The organism is Pseudomonas fluorescens, from assembly GCF_000968015.1.
Lineage (GTDB): Bacteria > Pseudomonadota > Gammaproteobacteria > Pseudomonadales > Pseudomonadaceae > Aquipseudomonas > Aquipseudomonas fluorescens_W.
Window position 1 is genome coordinate 1 of the sequence record NZ_LACH01000083.1, and the last position, 18,263, is coordinate 18,263.

General features: G+C 59.7%; 18 protein-coding genes. 6 read left to right on the forward strand and 12 right to left on the reverse strand.

Annotation, left to right across the window (positions count from 1 at the left end; genetic code table 11):
* Positions 1-84: 84 nt before the first annotated feature.
* From VD17_RS29530 to VD17_RS29550, 5 genes are all read right to left on the reverse strand, one after another.
* Positions 85-1,515 carry an aminotransferase-like domain-containing protein gene (locus VD17_RS29530; RefSeq protein WP_046056924.1) on the reverse strand — a complete coding sequence of 477 codons (1,431 nt, stop codon included), beginning with the start codon at positions 1,513-1,515 and terminating at the stop codon, positions 85-87.
* A 300-nt stretch (positions 1,516-1,815) separates the two neighbouring features.
* Positions 1,816-2,520: a hypothetical protein gene (locus tag VD17_RS29535; RefSeq protein WP_046056925.1), complete on the reverse strand. Its 705-nt coding sequence runs from the start codon at positions 2,518-2,520 to the stop codon at positions 1,816-1,818.
* 137 nt (positions 2,521-2,657) lie between these two features.
* Entirely contained in the window at positions 2,658-3,173 is a 516-nt protein-coding gene (locus VD17_RS29540; protein ID WP_046056926.1) for a hypothetical protein, read from the reverse strand.
* A gap of 64 nt (positions 3,174-3,237) precedes the next feature.
* A complete protein-coding gene (locus tag VD17_RS29545; protein ID WP_046056927.1) occupies positions 3,238-4,755 on the reverse strand; it encodes a sensor histidine kinase in 1,518 nt (505 codons plus the stop codon).
* Positions 4,752-5,468 (reverse strand): response regulator transcription factor, encoded by a 717-nt coding sequence (locus VD17_RS29550; protein ID WP_046056928.1) that lies wholly within the window; start codon positions 5,466-5,468, stop codon positions 4,752-4,754. The genes VD17_RS29545 and VD17_RS29550 overlap by 4 nt, the downstream gene beginning before the upstream one ends.
* A gap of 151 nt (positions 5,469-5,619) precedes the next feature.
* Here VD17_RS29550 and msrB point away from each other — a divergent pair, with 151 nt between their 5' ends.
* Genes msrB through msrA form a run of 3 tightly spaced genes read left to right on the forward strand, consistent with a single transcriptional unit; the run spans position 5,620 to position 8,695 of the window.
* The gene (gene msrB, locus VD17_RS29555; protein WP_046056929.1) at positions 5,620-6,138 is read left to right on the forward strand and encodes a peptide-methionine (R)-S-oxide reductase MsrB; all 519 of its coding nucleotides are present in this window, start codon (positions 5,620-5,622) and stop codon (positions 6,136-6,138) included.
* A 42-nt stretch (positions 6,139-6,180) separates the two neighbouring features.
* Positions 6,181-7,956 (forward strand): cytochrome c biogenesis protein DipZ, encoded by a 1,776-nt coding sequence (locus tag VD17_RS29560; RefSeq protein ID WP_046056930.1) that lies wholly within the window; start codon positions 6,181-6,183, stop codon positions 7,954-7,956.
* Positions 7,957-7,987: 31 nt separating this feature from the next.
* The gene (msrA, locus tag VD17_RS29565) at positions 7,988-8,695 is read left to right on the forward strand and encodes a peptide-methionine (S)-S-oxide reductase MsrA (protein WP_046056931.1); all 708 of its coding nucleotides are present in this window, start codon (positions 7,988-7,990) and stop codon (positions 8,693-8,695) included.
* Between the two features lie 19 nt (positions 8,696-8,714).
* On the opposite strand, the gene VD17_RS29570 is transcribed toward msrA, so the two are convergent.
* Positions 8,715-9,728 carry a sensor domain-containing diguanylate cyclase gene (locus VD17_RS29570; protein ID WP_046056932.1) on the reverse strand — a complete coding sequence of 338 codons (1,014 nt, stop codon included), beginning with the start codon at positions 9,726-9,728 and terminating at the stop codon, positions 8,715-8,717.
* Between the two features lie 75 nt (positions 9,729-9,803).
* Entirely contained in the window at positions 9,804-10,709 is a 906-nt protein-coding gene (locus VD17_RS29575; protein WP_046056933.1) for a LysR family transcriptional regulator, read from the reverse strand.
* Positions 10,710-10,811: 102 nt separating this feature from the next.
* Between VD17_RS29575 and VD17_RS29580 the strand changes: the two genes are divergently transcribed.
* Positions 10,812-11,987, forward strand: a complete 1,176-nt coding sequence (locus VD17_RS29580; RefSeq protein WP_046056934.1) for an aspartate aminotransferase family protein — start codon at positions 10,812-10,814, stop codon at positions 11,985-11,987.
* A gap of 55 nt (positions 11,988-12,042) precedes the next feature.
* Here VD17_RS29580 and VD17_RS32395 read toward each other — a convergent pair whose 3' ends face one another.
* The 5 genes from VD17_RS32395 to VD17_RS29600 form a co-directional block, all read right to left on the reverse strand.
* Positions 12,043-12,240: a hypothetical protein gene (locus tag VD17_RS32395; protein WP_185753254.1), complete on the reverse strand. Its 198-nt coding sequence runs from the start codon at positions 12,238-12,240 to the stop codon at positions 12,043-12,045.
* Positions 12,241-12,342: 102 nt separating this feature from the next.
* Positions 12,343-12,852 carry an adenylate kinase gene (locus VD17_RS29585; protein ID WP_046056935.1) on the reverse strand — a complete coding sequence of 170 codons (510 nt, stop codon included), beginning with the start codon at positions 12,850-12,852 and terminating at the stop codon, positions 12,343-12,345.
* 44 nt (positions 12,853-12,896) lie between these two features.
* Positions 12,897-14,813 (reverse strand): alkaline phosphatase D family protein, encoded by a 1,917-nt coding sequence (locus VD17_RS29590; RefSeq protein ID WP_259674615.1) that lies wholly within the window; start codon positions 14,811-14,813, stop codon positions 12,897-12,899.
* A gap of 84 nt (positions 14,814-14,897) precedes the next feature.
* The gene (locus VD17_RS29595; RefSeq protein ID WP_046056936.1) at positions 14,898-15,161 is read right to left on the reverse strand and encodes a hypothetical protein; all 264 of its coding nucleotides are present in this window, start codon (positions 15,159-15,161) and stop codon (positions 14,898-14,900) included.
* A complete protein-coding gene (locus VD17_RS29600) occupies positions 15,151-15,942 on the reverse strand; it encodes an MlaA family lipoprotein (RefSeq protein ID WP_046056937.1) in 792 nt (263 codons plus the stop codon). Before VD17_RS29600 ends, VD17_RS29595 begins: the two co-directional genes overlap by 11 nt.
* A 166-nt stretch (positions 15,943-16,108) precedes the next feature.
* On the opposite strand from VD17_RS29600, the gene VD17_RS29605 reads away from it, so the two are divergent.
* Both VD17_RS29605 and VD17_RS29610 read left to right on the forward strand, forming a co-directional pair.
* Positions 16,109-16,819 (forward strand): response regulator, encoded by a 711-nt coding sequence (locus VD17_RS29605; RefSeq protein WP_033061436.1) that lies wholly within the window; start codon positions 16,109-16,111, stop codon positions 16,817-16,819.
* Positions 16,816-18,174 (forward strand): ATP-binding protein, encoded by a 1,359-nt coding sequence (locus VD17_RS29610; protein WP_046056938.1) that lies wholly within the window; start codon positions 16,816-16,818, stop codon positions 18,172-18,174. Before VD17_RS29605 ends, VD17_RS29610 begins: the two co-directional genes overlap by 4 nt.
* Positions 18,175-18,263: the final 89 nt, after the last annotated feature.

Genomic DNA, 18,263 nt, shown 5'->3' on the forward strand with positions numbered 1-18,263 from the left:
AGACGCACCGCATACACAGGGTTTACGACTGCGTCGCAGCCGAACGCAGCCTCGCAGGCTCGGCAGCTGCTACACGGGTTGTGTTTATCGCTGGTTTTTGAGGAGTTGGCCAAGAGTCGCCAGCGCTTCATCTATCTGCGGTGAATACGGCGCGCCGCAACCAATGCGCACAAAGTGATTGAAACGCTGGCCGTTTGAAAAGATATCCCCAGGCGAAATCTGGATGCCGGCCTTCAATGCCTCATGGAAAAACGCCATGGATGAATGGTGGCGCGGCAGTTCCACCCATAACAACGTACCGCCCCGAGGGGTGGTCACGCAGGTGCCGGCGGGAAAGTAGCGAATGATCGCTGCACTCATTTGCTGGCGTTGGTGAGTCAGAATTTTCCTTAACCGGCGCAGGTAACGTTCGTAGGACGGTGTCCTCATGAACGCACTGACCGCCAATTGCGACAACGCCTCACACCCCCGGGACTGGGTGTGTTTGAGCATCTCCACGCGGTCGTGCCATTTCCCCGCGCTGATCCAGCCCAGGCGAATGCCCGGTGCCAGGGTTTTGTTCAGGGATGCGCAATAGATCACGTTGTCGGTGCGGTCCCAGTGCTTGAGCGTGGACAGTGGCTGCTCGGTATCCACCAGATCACCATAGGTGTCGTCTTCGATCAACACCGTGGCGTGTTCGGCGCACAGTTGCACCAGCCGCGCCTTGTTGGCGTCGGGCATGATGCTGCCCAGCGGATTTTGCAAGTTGGGAATGACGATCAGCGCCTGAATCCGTTCGGGGCCTTGTAGCAATTGTTCGAGAGCAAACAGATTGATTCCGGCGTGCGAAGTCGCCGGGACCTCCAGCACCCGCAGATTCAGGCTTTCTAGAATTTGCAGTAAACCGTAAAAGGTCGGTGACTCCACAGCCACTGTGTCACCCGGTTGGGTAACCGCGCGCAAGGCCAGATTGATCGCTTCGGTCGCGCCGTTGGTGATCACAATCTTCTCCGCTGGCAAATTGGCCTTCGCGGTCAGCGCCCGTCGCGCAAGAATACTGCGCAATGTGCTGTTGCCGCAGGTGGAGCCCGCCGCGCCGAGCAAGTGCGGATCGTGACGCAGCGCCTTGATCATATGATCTTGCAGGATCTTCAACGGATAGAGTTCCGGCGCGCAGAAGGCACTGGCGAAATTGACCTTGATCGTCGCGCGCTGACTGGCCTTGAGGACCGATGACACCTGCTCGTGAATGCCGACGTAGACGCCGGTGTCCAGCGGCGGGGGAGAGGCGATCGGGACGGGTTTGCGCAACGTGTCGGGCTGGCGAATGTAATTGCCGGAGCGCGGCCGGGCTTCCAGCACGCCACAGTCCTCGAGTTCCCGGCAAACCTGCACTGCGGTCGACAGGCTGACGGCGTGTTTTTCCATCATCAGCCGAATGGAGGGGAATCGTTCACCGGTTTTCAAGGTGCCGCTGCGGATCGCGTCGAGGTAGTGATTGGCCAACTGACGGTAAAGGGGAGTTGTGTTCATGATGACCTCAGCAATCGCACCACTGAAGTCTTGGGCTGGAAAGTGAGTGACGCTCCCTGCAGGCGGACCCGTGGTGCTGAAGGGTTAAGGAAAGGTGTTTTTCTGGCGCCGAATCACCGTGGCATGAGTGCCTTTGGGCATTGATTGCCGAACGGGGTGGCACTTTGCAACTGTCTTGGTGTGGGCGATGACGACAGGAAGGGGAATTGTGGATTTTATAAAATCACGGGCAAAAAAAAGCCCCGCTCTAGGGCGGGGCTCTTGGGTCAGTGGCGCCGAAAGCGCCGCTGATGGATCGTGTTACTGCGCGGCGATGCTGTAGCCATCGAACGCGGTTTGCTGCTGAAGCGCGGTGATGATGTTCTTGCGGTTAATCGCTTGTTCGGCCCCGGCGTTGTCCAGGAAGGTCTCGCTTTCCAGCTCCGCTTCTTCGCCTTCACCGACGAAGGTGAAGCCCAGGAACTCCAGCGCCTCACGGTCAACGTTCAGTCGCGAACGCGGGGTACGTAGCGGCAGCGTGACGCTGATGCCGTCTTTGCTGATGGTGAACACTTCGACATCTTTCTTGGCGCGAGCCGCTTTGCTTTTGCCACTGCTCGGGTTGCTGATGGCCTGGTGGGTCTGGTTCAGCACTTTCAGTGCGAGGCCATAGACCAATTCCTGAAAGGCCGGGTCGTCCTTGAAGCTGGAGAGAATCCGGCTGATCGGGAATTTGCTGCTCAAGTCTTCCAGGGCTGCAATGTCGGCAGCCTCAGCGTCCTTGAGCTGCTTGAGTTCGCCCATCAAATCGTAGGCTTTATCGTCGTCGAAGCTGTCGTGAGCCTGGCGAATCGCGGCGCGCAGCTCGCGGATCTGGTCGCTTTCCCGGGTGGACTGGAAAGCGTCCAGGACCATCTCGCTGATGGTCTTGGCCTGGGGCACGTGCTGTGAAAGATTGATGGAGTTTTCGTATTCCGCTTTGGACGACAAGGTGACTACGGATTCAGCGGTATTGGAATCGGACATTGAAATTTCACTACTTCTTTTAACTTGGGTTGAGGCGAGAAAGCTCTGGGCCTTTTCAGGCCGCCTAATCTATTGGACCGAGGCGGCGTTGTCACGGATGAACAGGCGGCTGGTCATCATTTTTGGCACTGCGGCTTTTAACCGGCGGCTATCGGGGGGCGTTTTGCCTGAAGTGTCAGCAGCAGCCGAGAAAACTTCAACGCCCGACCGCTGATCAGTCCACAGACAAAACCCGAAGCCGACGCCTTGAGCAGCAACATCTCAAGAGTGGCGGCCATTTCCGGGTGAACGTCATCCTGGTAGCCGAAGTAATAGTTCACCGCAAAAAACAGCAGATACAGCACCAGGGTTTTTGCTGTGCCCGGCACGATCAGGCCGGTTTGCGGATCATCCAGCTCAATGCCCTTGTGTGGGAAAATCAGCAGCGCCACGAGACTGCCCAGGATGACGGCGGCCAACCAGCAACTGACCGATAGCTGCGGATTCAGCGTCAGGTTCAGCGAATACAGCGACCAGCCCAGCAAAATCGGCGCTGTGACGAGCAATGAAATTTTGCTTTCACGGGTCGGGGACAAGGCTTTGACGCCGTAGTAGCACAGCAGCAGAAAAATCGCGTAAACCCACAATGGGGTGTTTTGCAGGGTGTTGAGCATCGGGCAGCGTCCTTGCCGAAATGGGTGCCGGGATATTAGCCGTTGCTGTGGCCCAGGCAGTCGACTATTTCCCCAGCGAATTCAGATTCATCGACCGCACCGCCAATTGCTCGGCCGTTTGCTGATCCATCGCCAACGAAAAGCGAAAGGTCGCGCCGCGGCCGGGAACATCAATCAGCTGGATCTCGCGGCCGTGCAATTGCAGGATCCGGTGCACGATCCGCAATCCCAGTCCACCGTCACGCCGTGCGCCGCCAATGTTGAACGGGCGCAGGAACAGACCTTCGCGCAATTCGGCAGCAATGCCGGGGCCAGTGTCGCTGACGGTGACTTCAATAAAAGGTCCTTGAGGGCGCAGGCTGAGCTCGATTTCTCCCCCTTGCGGGGTATGGCGCAGGGCGTTGTCGAACAGGTTGGTGAGCACCCGCTCGATCAATCCAAGGTCGGCGCAGGCCGTCGAAACATTGGGTGCGAAGGTGGCCTTGAGTTCGACGTGACGCGCCTCGGCCGTCAGTTCGAACTTCTGGAAAATGTCCTGCACCAGATCAGTCAGCGAGAAACGCTCCAGTACCGGTTGCACGAAACCATGTTCCAGTCGCACCAGTTCCAGCAGCGATTGCGCCAGACCACCCACCTTGCGGCTTTGATCCAGCGCGATGCCCAGATAACGGCGGCGGTCGGCGGGGGACAGCGTGGTGTCCTTGAGCGACAAGGTTTCCAGGTAACCGTGCAGCGAGGCCAGAGGCGTGCGCAGGTCGTGGGAGATGTTGGCCACCAGTTCGCGGCGTTCCTGATCCTGGCGGGTCAATGAGCGCCATTGCTCGCCGAGGCGTGCCTGCATCTGCCGGAAGGTGGCGTCGAGTATGGCAATTTCATCGTGGCTGGCGGCTTTTTCCACCGGGGCGGATGCAGGCGGCGTTACCGGAGCGCCATCAATGTCGAACTGGCTGACGGTTTCGGTCAAACGGCGCAAAGGTCGGGTGATGAGGGCGAATGCCGTGAGACCGGCAATCAGACACAGCAACGCCACCAGCCCGATGGACAACAGCGCGGTATTCAGGGCGGCGCTGGTGGCGCCGCGTTCGGCGAAGCGGTCGTGTTCTTCGCTCAGCAGCACCACATAGAGATAACCCACCTGTTTGCCATTGACCTGCAATGGCGCGGCGCTGAACACTTTGCGGCCATCGACGCTGCGCGGATCGTCGCCGAGAATCGGCAGGGCATCGCCCTTGAGCAGACGCTGGATCGGCACCAGGTCTACTCGCTCCCGATGTATCCGACCCTCGGGCGCAGCACTGCCGACAATCCGGCCCTCGGGGTCGAGCAGATAGACCTCGACACTGGGATTGACCAGCATCAGTTGGCTGAACAGGTCGCGCACGGCGTCGGGCATCAGGCCTTTGGTGTCCATCAGCACGGTGTCATGGGCGATGTGCCGGGCCAGATCCCGCGACAACCCTTGCACCACTTCTAGCTCATGCATCTTGTTGGACCGCACCTGCATCCAGGCCGACGTGCCGCAGCACACCAGCAGCAACAGGGCGAATACCAGAGACAGGCGCTGAGTCAGGGTCAGTCTCACGTCTGCTCCTCCCTGGCCGCGAATTTGTAGCCGCGTCCCCACACCGTGAGGATGCGCGCCGGTTGCGCCGGATCGGCCTCGATCTTTGCCCGCAGGCGGTTGATGTGAGTGTTGACCGTGTGCTCGTAGCCTTCATGGCTGTAGCCCCAGACGGCGTTGAGCAGGTCCATGCGCGAGAACACTTTGCCGGGCTGACGGGCGAAGAAATACAACAGGTCGAACTCCCGTGGCGTGAGATCGAGGCGGCGACCGTCAAGGGACACATCGCGCGTGATCGGGTCAATGGAGAGGCCGTCCGTGATCAGGCTGCCGGCGTCCATTTTCAGGTTGCGGGCCATGGCGTCGACCCGTCGCAACAGCGCTTTGACCCGGGCCACCAGTTCGAGCATCGAAAAGGGTTTGGCCAGGTAATCGTCGGCGCCGAGTTCGAGCCCGAGAATCCGGTGCACTTCGCTGGAACGCGCACTGGTAATGATGATCGGTGTGTAGCGGGCCATGGCGCGGGCGCGGCGGCAGATTTCCAGGCCATCGACGCCGGGCAGCATCAGGTCGAGGATCAGTGCGTCCCAGCTTCCTTGCTGCAGCAGGCGCATGCCTTCATCGCCATCGGCGCAGTGCACCACCTCGAACTGCTCATCACGTAGATGCAGGCAGATAAGGTCGGCGATATGCAGGTCGTCCTCGACCACGAGAACGCGTTTGGTCTGTTCCATCAAGCTAAATCCTTCGGCGCAATGAGCGCATTGTGCGGGTTTTCCGGGGCCTGAGTTATCACGAATTGTTTAACTTCTCGTGAGGATTTGGCGATCAACCCAAGCCTAGGCTGTGTTCCATGACAGGCCCTTGGAATTTTTGGAGACGACCATGTTTTCACGGCGACAGTTTCTCGTAGCAAGCGGCGGGCTAGGCGCTGCAGCCCTGGTCATCGGTGTATTGCCAAAATTTGCCGCGCGTTCTGCACTGGTCAGTGATGCCGATGCGGCGGAGGTGTTCGAGGTGACTCACAGCGATAGCGAATGGCGCGCCATGCTCAGCGCCGAGCAGTACGAAATCCTGCGCGAAGAGGGCACCGAACGGGCCTACAGCAGCCCGCTGAACAACGAGCACCGTGAAGGTACGTTTGCCTGTGCCGGTTGCGATCTGCCGCTGTTTTCTTCCGCGACCAAGTTCGACAGCCGCACCGGTTGGCCGAGCTTCTGGGCACCGCTGGACAAGGCGGTAGCCACTCGTCAGGACCGCTCCTTCGGGGTGCTGCGCGAAGAAGTCCACTGTCGGCGTTGTGGCGGTCATTTGGGCCATGTCTTTGACGATGGGCCCAAACCCACCGGTCTGCGTTACTGCATGAACGGCCTGGCGATGACTTTTGTGCCGAAGACGGCTTGATCCGCGGGTACTTCCTTTCACTCATTTTTGAAGGTCGACGTTATGTGGCTTCTGGTCCTCGCTTATCTCGGTGGTGTGCTGACGATTGTCAGCCCGTGCATCCTCCCGGTACTGCCCTTTGTCTTCGCTCGCACCGGGCAGCCGTTTATGAAAAGCGGGTTGCCGCTATTGGCGGGAATGGCGCTGACCTTCGCGCTCGTCGCCTCGCTGGCAGCGGTGGGCGGCGGTTGGGTGGTACAAGTCAATCAATATGGTCGCTGGCTCGCGTTGCTGTTCGTTGCACTGTTCGGGCTGACGCTGTTGCTGCCTCGATTGGCCGAGCGTCTGACCCGACCGCTGGTGGCGGCTGGTAGTCGGTTGTCGGAAGCCGCAGGCGCCGATGCCCGGCCGCGTCCCGGCGCTTCGTTCCTGATCGGCGTCGCCACGGGCCTGCTCTGGGCACCGTGCGCCGGGCCGATTCTGGGTCTGTTGCTGACAGGGGCCGCGTTGCAAGGGGCAAGCATCGCAACCACCTTGTTGTTGCTGGCCTACGCCGCGGGTGCTGCAACTTCCCTCGCCGTGGCGCTGCTGCTGGGCGGTAAAGTCTTTGCGGCGATGAAGCGTTCCATCGGCGCTGGTGAGTGGTTGCGTCGAGGTCTGGGCGCCATGATGCTGGCCGGTGTCGCGGCCATCGCCCTGGGGCTCGACACCGGGATTCTGGCGCGGGTTTCGACGGCGTCCACCGGCGGTATCGAGCAGGTGTTGGTGGGACGGCTGGCCGGCAAATCACCGAACGTTAGCGAGGCGATGATGGCGCAGGTTCCGGCCTCGGGAAGTGCAATGAAAGCGGCTGACAAAGCGCCGGGCGCATTGCCGATTGAAGGCAACCTTCCACCGCTGGATGGCGCGGTGCAATGGCTCAACTCGCCACCCCTCACAGCGCAGGCCTTGAAAGGCAAAGTCGTGCTGGTGGATTTCTGGACTTACTCCTGCATCAACTGCCTGCGCACACTGCCCTATGTGAAGGCTTGGGCCGAGAAGTACCGCGATCAGGGATTGGTGGTGATTGGCGTCCATGCGCCCGAGTTTGCTTTCGAACGAGACGTCGGCAATGTCACCAAAGCCATGAAGGACCTGGGCATCAACTACCCGGTGGCCATCGATAATGACTTCAAGATCTGGCGAGCTTTCAACAACCAATACTGGCCGGCCCACTATTTTGCCGACGCTCAAGGTCGCATCCGTTATCACCATTTTGGTGAGGGCGAGTACGCCGAATCGGAACGGGTGATCCAGCAACTGCTGCGCGAAGCAGGTGCCGCGAAGGTCGCGGACGGCCTGATCAATGCCAGCGCCGAGGGTGTTCAACTGGCGCCGGACATGAACGAAGTGCAATCGCCGGAAACCTATGTCGGCTACCAGCGTGCCGAGCATTTCGTGCCTGAAACCAGCCTGGTGCCGGGCAAGGTGTCGGCCTATAGCGCTCCATCGCAATTAGCACTCAACGACTGGAGCCTGGACGGTCAATGGAATGTCGGCTCGGAGCGAGCGACTTCTAGCGCACCGGCCAGTCGCATCGTCTACCGCTTCCATGCCCGCGATCTGCATCTGGTACTGGGGCCTGGCACCGACGGTAAACCAGTGCGTTTCAAAGTGTTGATTGACGGAAAAACCCCCGGCGATGCCCACGGTACCGACGTGGCACCCGACGGCAGCGGTAGCGTGACTGAACAACGTTTGTACCAGTTGGTGCGCCAAACCGGTGGCGTGACGGATCGGACCTTCAGTATCGAGTTTCTCGACTCCGGAGTGTCGGCGTATGCGTTTACGTTCGGTTGATCGTCATCCCATTCATTCAGGAATCAGCCTCATGAAAACCCTATTCACCTGGCGCCGCACCCTGTTGGGCCTGGCCGCTGCCGGCGTCATCGGCCAATGCCTGGCGTTCTCCTTCGGTGCGGCGGAAGACGCGGTCATCATTCCTCCACCCACCCTCGACGAAACGACCCAGGCCGACAGCGAAAGGGCGGTCTTTGCCGGCGGTTGCTTCTGGGGCGTCCAAGGCGTGTTCCAGCATGTCAAAGGGGTGAAGAAAGCGGTCTCCGGTTACGCCGGCGGTGCAGCCAACACTGCTCAGTACGAGCGGGTCAGCAGTGGCGATACCGGTCATGCGGAATCCGTCGAAGTTACCTTCGACCCTCGTCAGGTCAGCTACGGCACCTTGCTGCAAATCTACTTCTCGGTGGCTCACAACCCTACCGAACTCAACCGTCAGGGACCTGACCACGGCACTCAGTATCGCTCGGCGCTTTTCCCGGAAAATAGCGAACAGCAGCGTATCGCCCAGGCCTACGTCGCCCAGCTCGACGCCGCTCGTTCGTTCAACAAACCCATTGTGACCAAGCTGGAGACCTACAACGGTTTCTACCCGGCGGAGGAGGAACATCAGGACTTTCTGACCGAGCACCCGACCTATCCGTACATTGTGATCAACGATCTACCGAAGGTCGCGCAGCTGAAAAAGCTTTATCCGGATCGGTATCAGGAGAAACCGGTATTGGTGAAGGCGGGGATGTGAGAAGTGAAGGGCATAGCCCTTACCCCGAAATCACATTCTTGCCCGCGATCTTCGACCGATACAGCGCCTGATCGGCCCTGGCCAGCAGTCCGGTCTGTTGTTCTTCGTCAAAGCGCTGAACCACGCCAAAACTCATGGTCACTTGAAAGTCCCCCACTGGCAGCAGGCCTGCGAGGTCATGGCGGATACGTTCGGCGAGGGTCCGGGCGTCGGCGAGTGGTGTATTGGGAAGGATCAGGATGAACTCGTCGCCACCCCAACGCGCGAGCAGATCACCCTCGCGTACGCAGTGTTTCACGCTCTCGATCACTTGTATCAATGCCGCATCACCCAGCGCGTGGCCATAGTGATCGTTGATGTTCTTGAAGTCGTCGATGTCCATCGCAATCAGCGACAGCGGTTGTCGAAAGCGCTGGGCGCGTTCGCATTCCTGGGGCAGGGCTTTTTGCAGAAGATAGCGATTGGCGATTGAGGTCAGTGTGTCGGTTTCCGCCAGTTTTCGGTTTTCTTCGAGTTGGATTTGCAGTTGTTGATTGACGCGAGACAATTCTCGGGTGCGTTCTTCAACGATCGCTTCAAGGGATTGGTTTCGCCGTTCAAGCGCTTCGTACAGGCGTTTCTTGTCTTCGATGCTGCGGTGCGCGCCGACCATCCGCGCCACAGAACCGTCGGCATTGCGTGCCAGTACGTAGCCACGGTCTTCGATCCAGATGTAGCTGCCATCCTGCATGCGGCAGCGATACTCGGCCTGATAGCCGGGGGCGCGCTGATTCAGGTAGTCATCGAACAGCGCCATGACCTGCGGGTAATCGTCGGGATGGATCACGCTTTCCCAGGTCAACACGTTGTTATCCAGGGAATGAGGCGGGTAGCCGAGCATCTCGTACCACCCGGGGTTGCGATAGACGAACCCGGTGTTGGCGTTCCAGTCCCAGATGCCGTCGCTGACCAGCTCCAGAATGGTGTGCAGCATGTCTTCGTTCAAATCCGACAGATTGAACTTCAACGGCTCGATGTTCGACGCTTCACCCATCTCCGCACTCCTTGCCGCCCTGATATCTAAGTGACCCGCCTGTCGAGGAGATTAGTCGATGGCGTATTGAGCCGGCTAGTGCTTGCCCCATCTCTGCAAGGCAAAGTCGACGAAACTACGCAGTTTTGGCAAACGGTAGCGATCCTGGGCATACATCAGGTTCATCGGTCGGCTCGGCGGCAGGTAATTGTGCATCAATGCCACCAGTTTTCCGTCCTTGAGATCTTGCTCCATCAACGCATCAGGCAACACCACGATGCCCATACCGGTTCGCGCCGCTTGATGCAGTCCTGCCGAACTGTTGATCAACATCGGTCCATTGACCGCTACCGCCACTTCGCCCTCGGGACCCGTCAGGCGCCAATGTTTTTCCACCGACTGCCAGTCATCTCCGGCCGGATAGGCGAAGGACAGACAGTCGTGGTGTTGCAGATCGTCAGGTTTCTGCGGTGTGCCTTTGCGCGCCAGGTACTCCGGTGATGCACACATGGTCAGGCTGTAGTCGAGGAGTGGACGGGCGATCAGGTGGGTCTCCTCGGTATTGCCCAGACGAAACGCTACGTCGAACCCGTTTTCGAGCAGGTCTGGACGGCGATTGGTGAGGACCACATCCAATTTGACGCGTGGACACAGCAGGGCGAATTCGCTCAGGGCGGGTGCCAGTTTCTCGGTGCCGAACGTCAGCGGTGCGGTGATGCGCAAGGTGCCGCTCGGTTCATCTAGGGCCTGCTCAGCCAACCGTTCGGAGTCGGCCACCAGCCCCAGCACTTCGAGACAACGCTGGTAATAAGCAGTGCCGAATTCGGTTAACCGCTGGCGTCGTGTCGTTCGGTGGAGCAGGCGCACACCCAGGCGTTGCTCCAACGCCCGCAGGTGATTGCCGACCATGGTGGTGGACATTTCGCACTGCAACGCGGCGGCGGTCATGCTGCCGGTTTCCACCACTTTGACGTAAACGGTCATTGCCTGGAACAAATCCATTATCAAGCCCAGCTTTAAAATGATTGAAGTGTTGCAGCGTTTATCTAGCTCAGGTGGCTAACCATACTGCAAAAACACCGACCATTGATGGAGCTTGATGTCATGACCGCCGCCTGCCTGATGAGCACTTACCAACCCTTGGCCTTGAGTTTCAGCAAGGGCCTGGGCACACGCCTGTGGGATCAGGCCGGTCGTGAATACCTGGACGCGGTGGCGGGCGTGGCAGTGACCAACGTCGGTCACTGCCATCCGAAAATTGTCTCGGCCATCAGCGAACAGGCGGGGTTGCTGTTGCACACTTCCAACCTCTACAGCATCGATTGGCAACAGCGGCTGGCGCAGAAACTGACGCAATTGGCGGGCATGGAGCGAGCCTTCTTCAACAACTCCGGCGCCGAAGCCAACGAGACGGCGCTGAAACTCGCTCGGTTGTATGGCTGGCAAAAAGGCATTGAGCAACCGCTGGTGGTGGTCATGGAAAACGCCTTTCACGGCCGGACCCTGGGCACTTTGTCCGCCAGTGATGGCCCGGCCGTGCGCCTGGGCTTCAACGAGTTGCCGGGGGACTTCGTCAAAGTGCCATTCGGTGACCTCAAGGCGCTGGATAAGGTGCAGCAAGCCCTCGGCCCGCGCATCGTGGCGATTCTGATGGAACCGATCCAGGGTGAAAGCGGTGTCCAAATGGCCCCGCCCGGTTATCTGAAAGCCATTCGCGAACTCTGCACTCGGCGCTCGTGGCTGTTGATGCTCGACGAAATACAGACCGGCATCGGCCGCACCGGCCAATGGTTTGCCTTTCAGCACGAAGGCATCGTTCCGGACGTCATGACCCTGGCCAAAGGCCTGGGCAACGGCATTCCCATCGGCGCCTGCCTGGCTCGAGGCAAAGCCGCCGACCTCTTCACCCCCGGCAGTCACGGCAGCACCTTCGGCGGCAATCCACTGGCCTGCCGCGTGGGTTACACCGTGCTGGAGATCATCGAAGAACAAAGGCTGCTGGATAACGCCAAACTTCAGGGCGAGCGTTTACTCGCCAGATTGCGCATCGAATTGGCGGACGACCCGAACGTCCTGGAGATCCGCGGCCAGGGATTAATGATTGGCATCGAACTCAAACAGCCGATTCGCGACCTGACCCTGATCGCCGCACGGGATCACGGTCTGCTGATCAACGTGACACGGGGCAAGACCATTCGCTTGCTGCCGCCGCTGACGATTGATGAGCGGGAAGTGGAGATGATTGTCAGAGGGGTTTGTCGGGCGGTGAAAGTGGCCTGATATCCCTAGGACTCACGTAAGCCTCTCGTAGGAGCTGCCGAAGGTTCGGCAGCTCCTACAGGATCGGTGTTTCCGTCAGTGTAATTGGCTTGCCGGTGCTGGTTGTTCCTGTCCGCAAAGTAGCGATCGATTTGAGCAAACGTTTCGCATTGGCTTTCGAACTTAAAAGGTAAGCGGTTTCATCACTTGTTTTGGGGTTGACCGCAGAGCCTTTTCCAAAGTGATCGCTATCTGATTGTTGGACGGTTCGCATCGTGCTCTCCTCATCGAGAGGCACTCAGTATCAATCGACTTTCCAAAAGACGTTTCCGTGATCGATGTAATCCCGATCCGATTAACACGCCATCCCCAGCGCTCAAATGCGCCAGGTGCGGGGTGGAGAATGGATAAAATCTTTCATTTGCGCTCGGCTCATGAGTTGCCGTTTCGAACCGCCAAACCCTTCGAACAGACGCTGATGCGCGGCAAACCCACTGGACTCTTCGCGCATACGATAGCTGCCGGCCCAGTCGAGCAATGCAATCAACAACTCGTCATTCTTGTCCCGCTGCGCCTCTCGCTGACGAATATTGGCAACACACTCCTCATCTTCAGCACACAGCCAGATCAGTGCTGTCGCACGTGGCAAGAGTTCGCTGATGATCCAGCCGTAAACGCCTTCGATCACCCAGCGCTCTTCACTGGCCACCACCCGTGCCATGCCCAGCGCCTCGGCACGGGGGCGGGCGATGCTGTGCTCGTCGGACAACCAGTGAATCGAATCGAGATCGACCCACGGCACTTGCAGGTGCATGGCCAGTCGTTCGGCCAGCCAGCTTTTGCCGGAACCGGAGTTGCCGATGATCAGGGTTCGGGTGAGGTTCATGAGCAACACCGATCATGTACGCAAAGCGTGGGAACGATCAGCCTTCAGTCGTCATTCTCAGGCGCAACCATTCGCGTCTTCGGCGAACCGTTTGAGTTGTGCTGATAGATCTCTTGCGGCTGTCCTCTTTCATTAAAGAACACTTGCCCGATCCCCGCCGAGTTCCACAGCCGTTCACCCGCTTCAGCATGTTCCGGGACATGGGGAACAATGCGCATGCGTCGGCGTTTGGTCAGCCAGTTGAGCGGCGAGCGGGGCGAGTAGAGCCAGCGGTTGAGGCGGTCGAACCACTCGAGCAGGGCCGGCGGGAATTCGTTTTTGATGCCGCTGCTGGTGATCTGCCAGATGCGCGGGCCGGCCTTTCGGTGTCGGATCAGTACTTCGTAGACGAAGGAATAATGCACATCGCCCGACAGCACCACGTAGTTCCCGGGGGTACGCGAGTGTCGGAAAATGTTCAGGATCACCTGGGCCGCACCGCGATGGGCCATCCAGTTTTCGGCGTCCACCAGCAGGGGATAACCGCACCAGCTGAAAACGCGCTGCACGGTTTCGATCAGTTTGACGCCGAAGATCGGCGCCGGCGAAACGATGATGGCCGAAGGGTGATCGAGCAGCTCCTGTTGCAGTTCGCTGAGGGCTTCCCAGTCCAGCAGACCTGACGGTTGCTTGAGGTTCATCTCGCTGCGCCAGCGTCGGGTGCGGGTGTCCAGCACGACGATGGCCGGGCTGGTGGGTAGCACGTAATGCCAGTTCTGAAATCTCAGCAGTTCGTCAATCAACGCGTCCTGAATGTCACTGTCGAGGTAGCGGTCATGCCCGGTCGCGCTCAATCCGCCGGCCTTCTTCAGCACAGCGCCGAACGCATCCGGGTTATTGCCCCAGCCCTGGCACAGCATATAAGCCATCAGCGCGTTGCCGATGATGCGCCTGGAGAACGGATGGCCGTAGGCCGTTTCCTCCCATTGCGCAGAAAGATTCCAGTCATCGGTAATATCGTGGTCGTCGAAAATCATCAGGCACGGCAGGTGAGCGAGTGCTCGGGCGACGCCTCCAAGGCCTGCCTTGAAGCCATCGATGCGCGTCTGCTCAAGGGCATAACGCTCGCGTCTTGCAGGTGTCAGTGCCGGTGGTTGCGGGGCGATCAACGTCCAGGGTGTCGGCGACCAGACCAGCAGGTACATGGCCATGACTTCGGCGAACGTCACCAGATGGTTATCGGCACTGCTGCTGGTGAAAATCGGCTTACGCGCCCCACCGAAAAATCGCTCGCGCAGGGTTTCGTTGCTCTCCAGCGCCGGTAACAAATCCGCACGATGGTAGTAGCTGGCGGGGTGCTCGTAGAGTTTGGCGCTGTCGCTGACCACCGCGCCTTCGAGGTGCTCTTCGAACAACCCCAGTCGCTTGATCAAGGCATGGATGGCTCGCAGCGTCGGCCCCGCGACGTCGTCGGCATAAACCTGATCGCCGCTCATCATCAATAGCGCCGGACGTTTGTGTGCTTCCGGCTCGGCCTCCAGCAAACGATCGACGCACAGCAACCCGTCCGGGGCCGGATGGTGAGGTTTGCGGCAGGAGCCGTGCAACAGATGATCGGCCCGTTTACGCAGGACGAAGTTTGGGCAACGGGCGTTGCCGTACAGCAAGTGCGGAGCCCAATCGGCGATGCCGGCGCCAGCGTCGTCAATCACCAGGTCGTATTCGATGAACGTGTCGCAGGGCAGGGCAGTGTCCAGCGACACGTCGATCAAATGAACAAAGGCCTGGGTGCCCACCGCAATGATCGTGCACTGACTCGCGTCGAGGTGGATAGTGTCGCGATCTTGCAGGCGCAACGTCAGCGACAACGCCCGCGACCCCACCAGCCACATCACCAACCGCGTCGGTTCCAGACGCCGCAACAGCGGCCCGACCAGGACAGGGGGCAGGGATTGATGATCGTCGGGCAGCGGCAAAGACATGGATATCCGGGTTTTTGGAACAGAGAAGCGCGGGATGATAACGCAGCTGACGTCAATGAAACGCAACGGGCTCGAATCTGACAATCAAGGCAACTGCTCGCTGTCCGCCTTGATTACATCCGTCTCGCCATTGGCCACGAGCCAGCGAAATAGCTCTGTCACGGACACCGTGTGGCTGCGCTCGATCCATCGCACCAGCGCCGGGCCATAGTGTTCGGTGTAGCGGGTGAGTACCAGATGGCGACAGTCCGCTGACAGGCGCAGGGTAATTTCCCGACAGTTCAAAGTGGCCGGGTCGGGCTGGATAACCCGTTGCTGCAGAATCAGGCTATTGCCTTCAGAAACCATCGGCCGGTGCTCCTGTGCATTGATGTTTGGTTGTCTGCGCCGAACCCTGTTTGCCATCGGCCACGTAAGCGGCACGATGCTCGGCGACTACGTTGCGTAATGCGCTGTAGTAGTCCGGCAGTTTTTGCAGGCTGTCGGTCAGCGGTAAGGCTTCTGCGCGGCCATCGACGATGCCGCCGACCGTGTTGATCGTGGACAGCGTGTCCACGGTGTCGCTGTTGCTGCCGAACGGATCGATCACAAAACCGAGCACGCGGCCGACGGCGTCGCGGCTGTTGGACGTGCCGAGCAAAGGCAACTCGACGATCGGCCCGTTTCCGATGCCCCACACGCCGAACGTCTGGCCGAAATCTGCGTCGTGACGCGGGATGCCGACCATGCCGGAGACGTCGATCAAGCCCACCACGCCGACGGTGGTGTTGAGCACGAAACGCCCCAATGTATTGGCCGAGCGCATCGGGTTGCCTTGCAGCAGGTCATTGATGAACACCTTGGGCTCGCCAAAGTTCGCCACAAAGTTATGCACACCCGTCTGGAAAAAGGCCGGCGAGTAGCGATAGCCGCGAGCGACCGGTGCCAGGGCATAGTCATCGACCACCCGGTTAAACGCGAAGACCCCACGATTGAACGGTTCCGCCGGGTCGTCCACCGAATAGGCGATGTCGGCGCAACTCACTTCGGTGGTGGACGGCGGCTGACTGCTGCAGCCCGCCAGCCCTGCGGTCAGCACGGCAATCGAGGTGTTGCGGGTCAGCCAGGGAGCACACTTGAAAGGCAACATGGACGCAGGTCTCGGGAGGAATTCGCCGAGATGCTGAGCCCCAAGCCTTGCGCAAAGATGTCTGGTTTATTGCGACGCTGACGTTTTATTGCAGGATTGAAATATATGACGCGCTGCCGTGAATAGTTTTAGATGGCGGTTCCATTCGCCCCTTAAGTGACCTTTGGTGAACAGTCTTTTAATTGTGGACGACGACCTTGAAGTCCTCGATCTACTGAAAAAATTCTTCGTGCAGCACGGCTACAGCGTCGAAGTCGCCACCGACGGCGCGTCGCTGTGGGCGGCCATCGAGCGCCAGCCGCCGGACCTGATCATTCTTGACGTGATGTTGCCGGGCGATAGCGGTCTGATCCTGTGCCAGCAACTGCGGATTCGCTATGCAATGCCGGTGATCATGCTCACCGCCATGGGTGAACTCAGCGACCGGGTAGTCGGCCTGGAACTGGGCGCCGATGATTACCTGACCAAACCCTTCGACGCCCGTGAACTGCTGGCCAGGGTGCGCGCCGTTCTGCGTCGCGTGGACGAGCGCCGTCCGGTATCGCAGGAACGGCCTCGTCCGTTGATCGACTTCGCCGACTGGCACCTGGACGTCACCCGTCGCGAACTGCGTTCGCCGGACAACGTGATGATTCCGCTGTCGGCCGGTGAGTTTGACTTGTTGTTGGTCTTCGTCGAACACCCGCAGCGCATTCTCACTCGCGAGCAGTTGCTGGACCTGGCGCGCGGGCATTGTCATGAGGCGTTCGATCGCAGCATCGACGTTCAGGTCAGCCGCCTGCGGCGCAAGCTCGAGTCCGACACCAAACGGCCGGCGATGATTCGCACCGTGCGCAATGGCGGTTACCTGTTCACGCCCAGCGTGACGCGGCGATGAGCTGGCTGAAGCGGATTCGCCGGGATACGGTGGCACGCTGGATCGCGTTGACGATCATCCTGGCCATGCTCATTTCACTGGCGCTCAACGGGCTGTTTATCCAACTGGCCGGCGTTTGGGCGCGCCCGCCGCTGACCGAAACCGGCCTGCTGGAAAAAGCCGCCGCCATCAGCCGCGTCATCGAGGCCGCTCCTGCGCCCCTGCGCAACCCGTTGGCGCAAGCCGCCAGCGAGAACGGGTTCACTGTCACTTGGCACCCTGATCGGCACGATCTCAATCTGCCGGCCGTGGACGATCCGAAGTCCGACATTGGCTCGACCATCCTGCAGCCGATGCTCAGAGCCCCTGACCGGCGCATCGAAGCCTATGAACCGGCCGACTGGACGGAGCACACAGCGGACGCGCATTACGCGCTGCTGATCGAGCTATCGGATTCGACATGGCTGATGTTCTCCGCGCCCTCGCGCAGTTGGGGCCTCGACGAAACGCCACGCTACCTGATCGTGATCCTGCTGGTGCTGATCTCCACCGCGCTGGTCGCGCTGATCGCCACCCGACGCCTTGCCACACCGTTGCAGCACTTTGCCGAAGGCGCCCGACGCTTCGGCGTGGACTTCCGCGCACCGCCCATCGAACCGCTGGGCCCACAGGAAATTCGCCAGGCAATCCTAGCGTTCAACGCTATGCAGGCCCAGTTGCAGCACTTCATCCGCGACCGCACACAAATGCTCGCCGCCATCTCCCACGACCTGCGCGCGCCCCTGACGCGGATGCGTTTGCGGGGCGAATTCATCGAAGACAGCGAGCAACAGCAGCGGTTGTTTCGTGATGTGGATGAAATGCAGGCGATGATCAACTCGGCGCTGGAGTTCTTCCGCGATGATGCCCGGCTTGAGCCGGCCACCCAGTTTGATCTGGCGGAACTGCTGCAAACGCTGCTGGATGATTACCGGGATCAGGGTGTCGAGATTGCTTTCAGTGGGCCGCTGCGGTGGGTGTATTTCGGGCGACCGCTGGGGCTCAAGCGGGTAATGACCAATCTGCTGGATAACGCGATCAAGTACGGGAGTGAGCCGGCGATTGAACTGATCCCCGGAGCCGGGGAGGTGAGGATCAAAGTACTGGACCGTGGGCCGGGTATTCCGGAGGCCAGTCTTGAACAGGTTTTTGCACCGTTCTTTCGCATGGAAGGTTCGCGGAACAAAAGCACGGGGGGCGTTGGGTTGGGGTTGTCGGCGGGAAGGGCGATTGTGCTGGAGCACGGAGGCGAGCTGACACTGCGCAATCGGTCGAAGGGCGGGTTGGAGGCGTTGGTGGTGTTGCCGGTGCATCCAAAAACAAGCCACTACCCATAACCCTGTAGGAGTGAGCCTGCTCGCGATAGCGGTGGGTCAGTCAACATCAATGTTGAATGTTGAACCGCAATCGTCGGAACGCCGCCCGG

What these genes read in the sequence shown, in the direction of transcription:
- VD17_RS29535 (WP_046056925.1), bottom strand. Translation starts at nt 2,520, where the DNA reads ATGTCCGATTCCAATACCGCTGAATCCGTAGTCACCTTGTCGTCCAAA.
- msrA (WP_046056931.1), top strand. Translation starts at nt 7,988, where the DNA reads ATGAAAACCCTATTCACCTGGCGCCGCACCCTGTTGGGCCTGGCCGCT.
- VD17_RS29550 (WP_046056928.1), bottom strand. Translation starts at nt 5,468, where the DNA reads ATGGAACAGACCAAACGCGTTCTCGTGGTCGAGGACGACCTGCATATC.
- VD17_RS29575 (WP_046056933.1), bottom strand. Translation starts at nt 10,709, where the DNA reads ATGGATTTGTTCCAGGCAATGACCGTTTACGTCAAAGTGGTGGAAACC.
- VD17_RS29595 (WP_046056936.1), bottom strand. Translation starts at nt 15,161, where the DNA reads ATGGTTTCTGAAGGCAATAGCCTGATTCTGCAGCAACGGGTTATCCAG.
- VD17_RS29560 (WP_046056930.1), top strand. Translation starts at nt 6,181, where the DNA reads ATGTGGCTTCTGGTCCTCGCTTATCTCGGTGGTGTGCTGACGATTGTC.
- VD17_RS29530 (WP_046056924.1), bottom strand. Translation starts at nt 1,515, where the DNA reads ATGAACACAACTCCCCTTTACCGTCAGTTGGCCAATCACTACCTCGAC.
- msrB (WP_046056929.1), top strand. Translation starts at nt 5,620, where the DNA reads ATGTTTTCACGGCGACAGTTTCTCGTAGCAAGCGGCGGGCTAGGCGCT.
- VD17_RS32395 (WP_185753254.1), bottom strand. Translation starts at nt 12,240, where the DNA reads ATGCGAACCGTCCAACAATCAGATAGCGATCACTTTGGAAAAGGCTCT.
- VD17_RS29540 (WP_046056926.1), bottom strand. Translation starts at nt 3,173, where the DNA reads ATGCTCAACACCCTGCAAAACACCCCATTGTGGGTTTACGCGATTTTT.
- VD17_RS29610 (WP_046056938.1), top strand. Translation starts at nt 16,816, where the DNA reads ATGAGCTGGCTGAAGCGGATTCGCCGGGATACGGTGGCACGCTGGATC.
- VD17_RS29570 (WP_046056932.1), bottom strand. Translation starts at nt 9,728, where the DNA reads ATGGGTGAAGCGTCGAACATCGAGCCGTTGAAGTTCAATCTGTCGGAT.
- VD17_RS29590 (WP_259674615.1), bottom strand. Translation starts at nt 14,813, where the DNA reads ATGTCTTTGCCGCTGCCCGACGATCATCAATCCCTGCCCCCTGTCCTG.
- VD17_RS29580 (WP_046056934.1), top strand. Translation starts at nt 10,812, where the DNA reads ATGACCGCCGCCTGCCTGATGAGCACTTACCAACCCTTGGCCTTGAGT.
- VD17_RS29600 (WP_046056937.1), bottom strand. Translation starts at nt 15,942, where the DNA reads ATGTTGCCTTTCAAGTGTGCTCCCTGGCTGACCCGCAACACCTCGATT.
- VD17_RS29585 (WP_046056935.1), bottom strand. Translation starts at nt 12,852, where the DNA reads ATGAACCTCACCCGAACCCTGATCATCGGCAACTCCGGTTCCGGCAAA.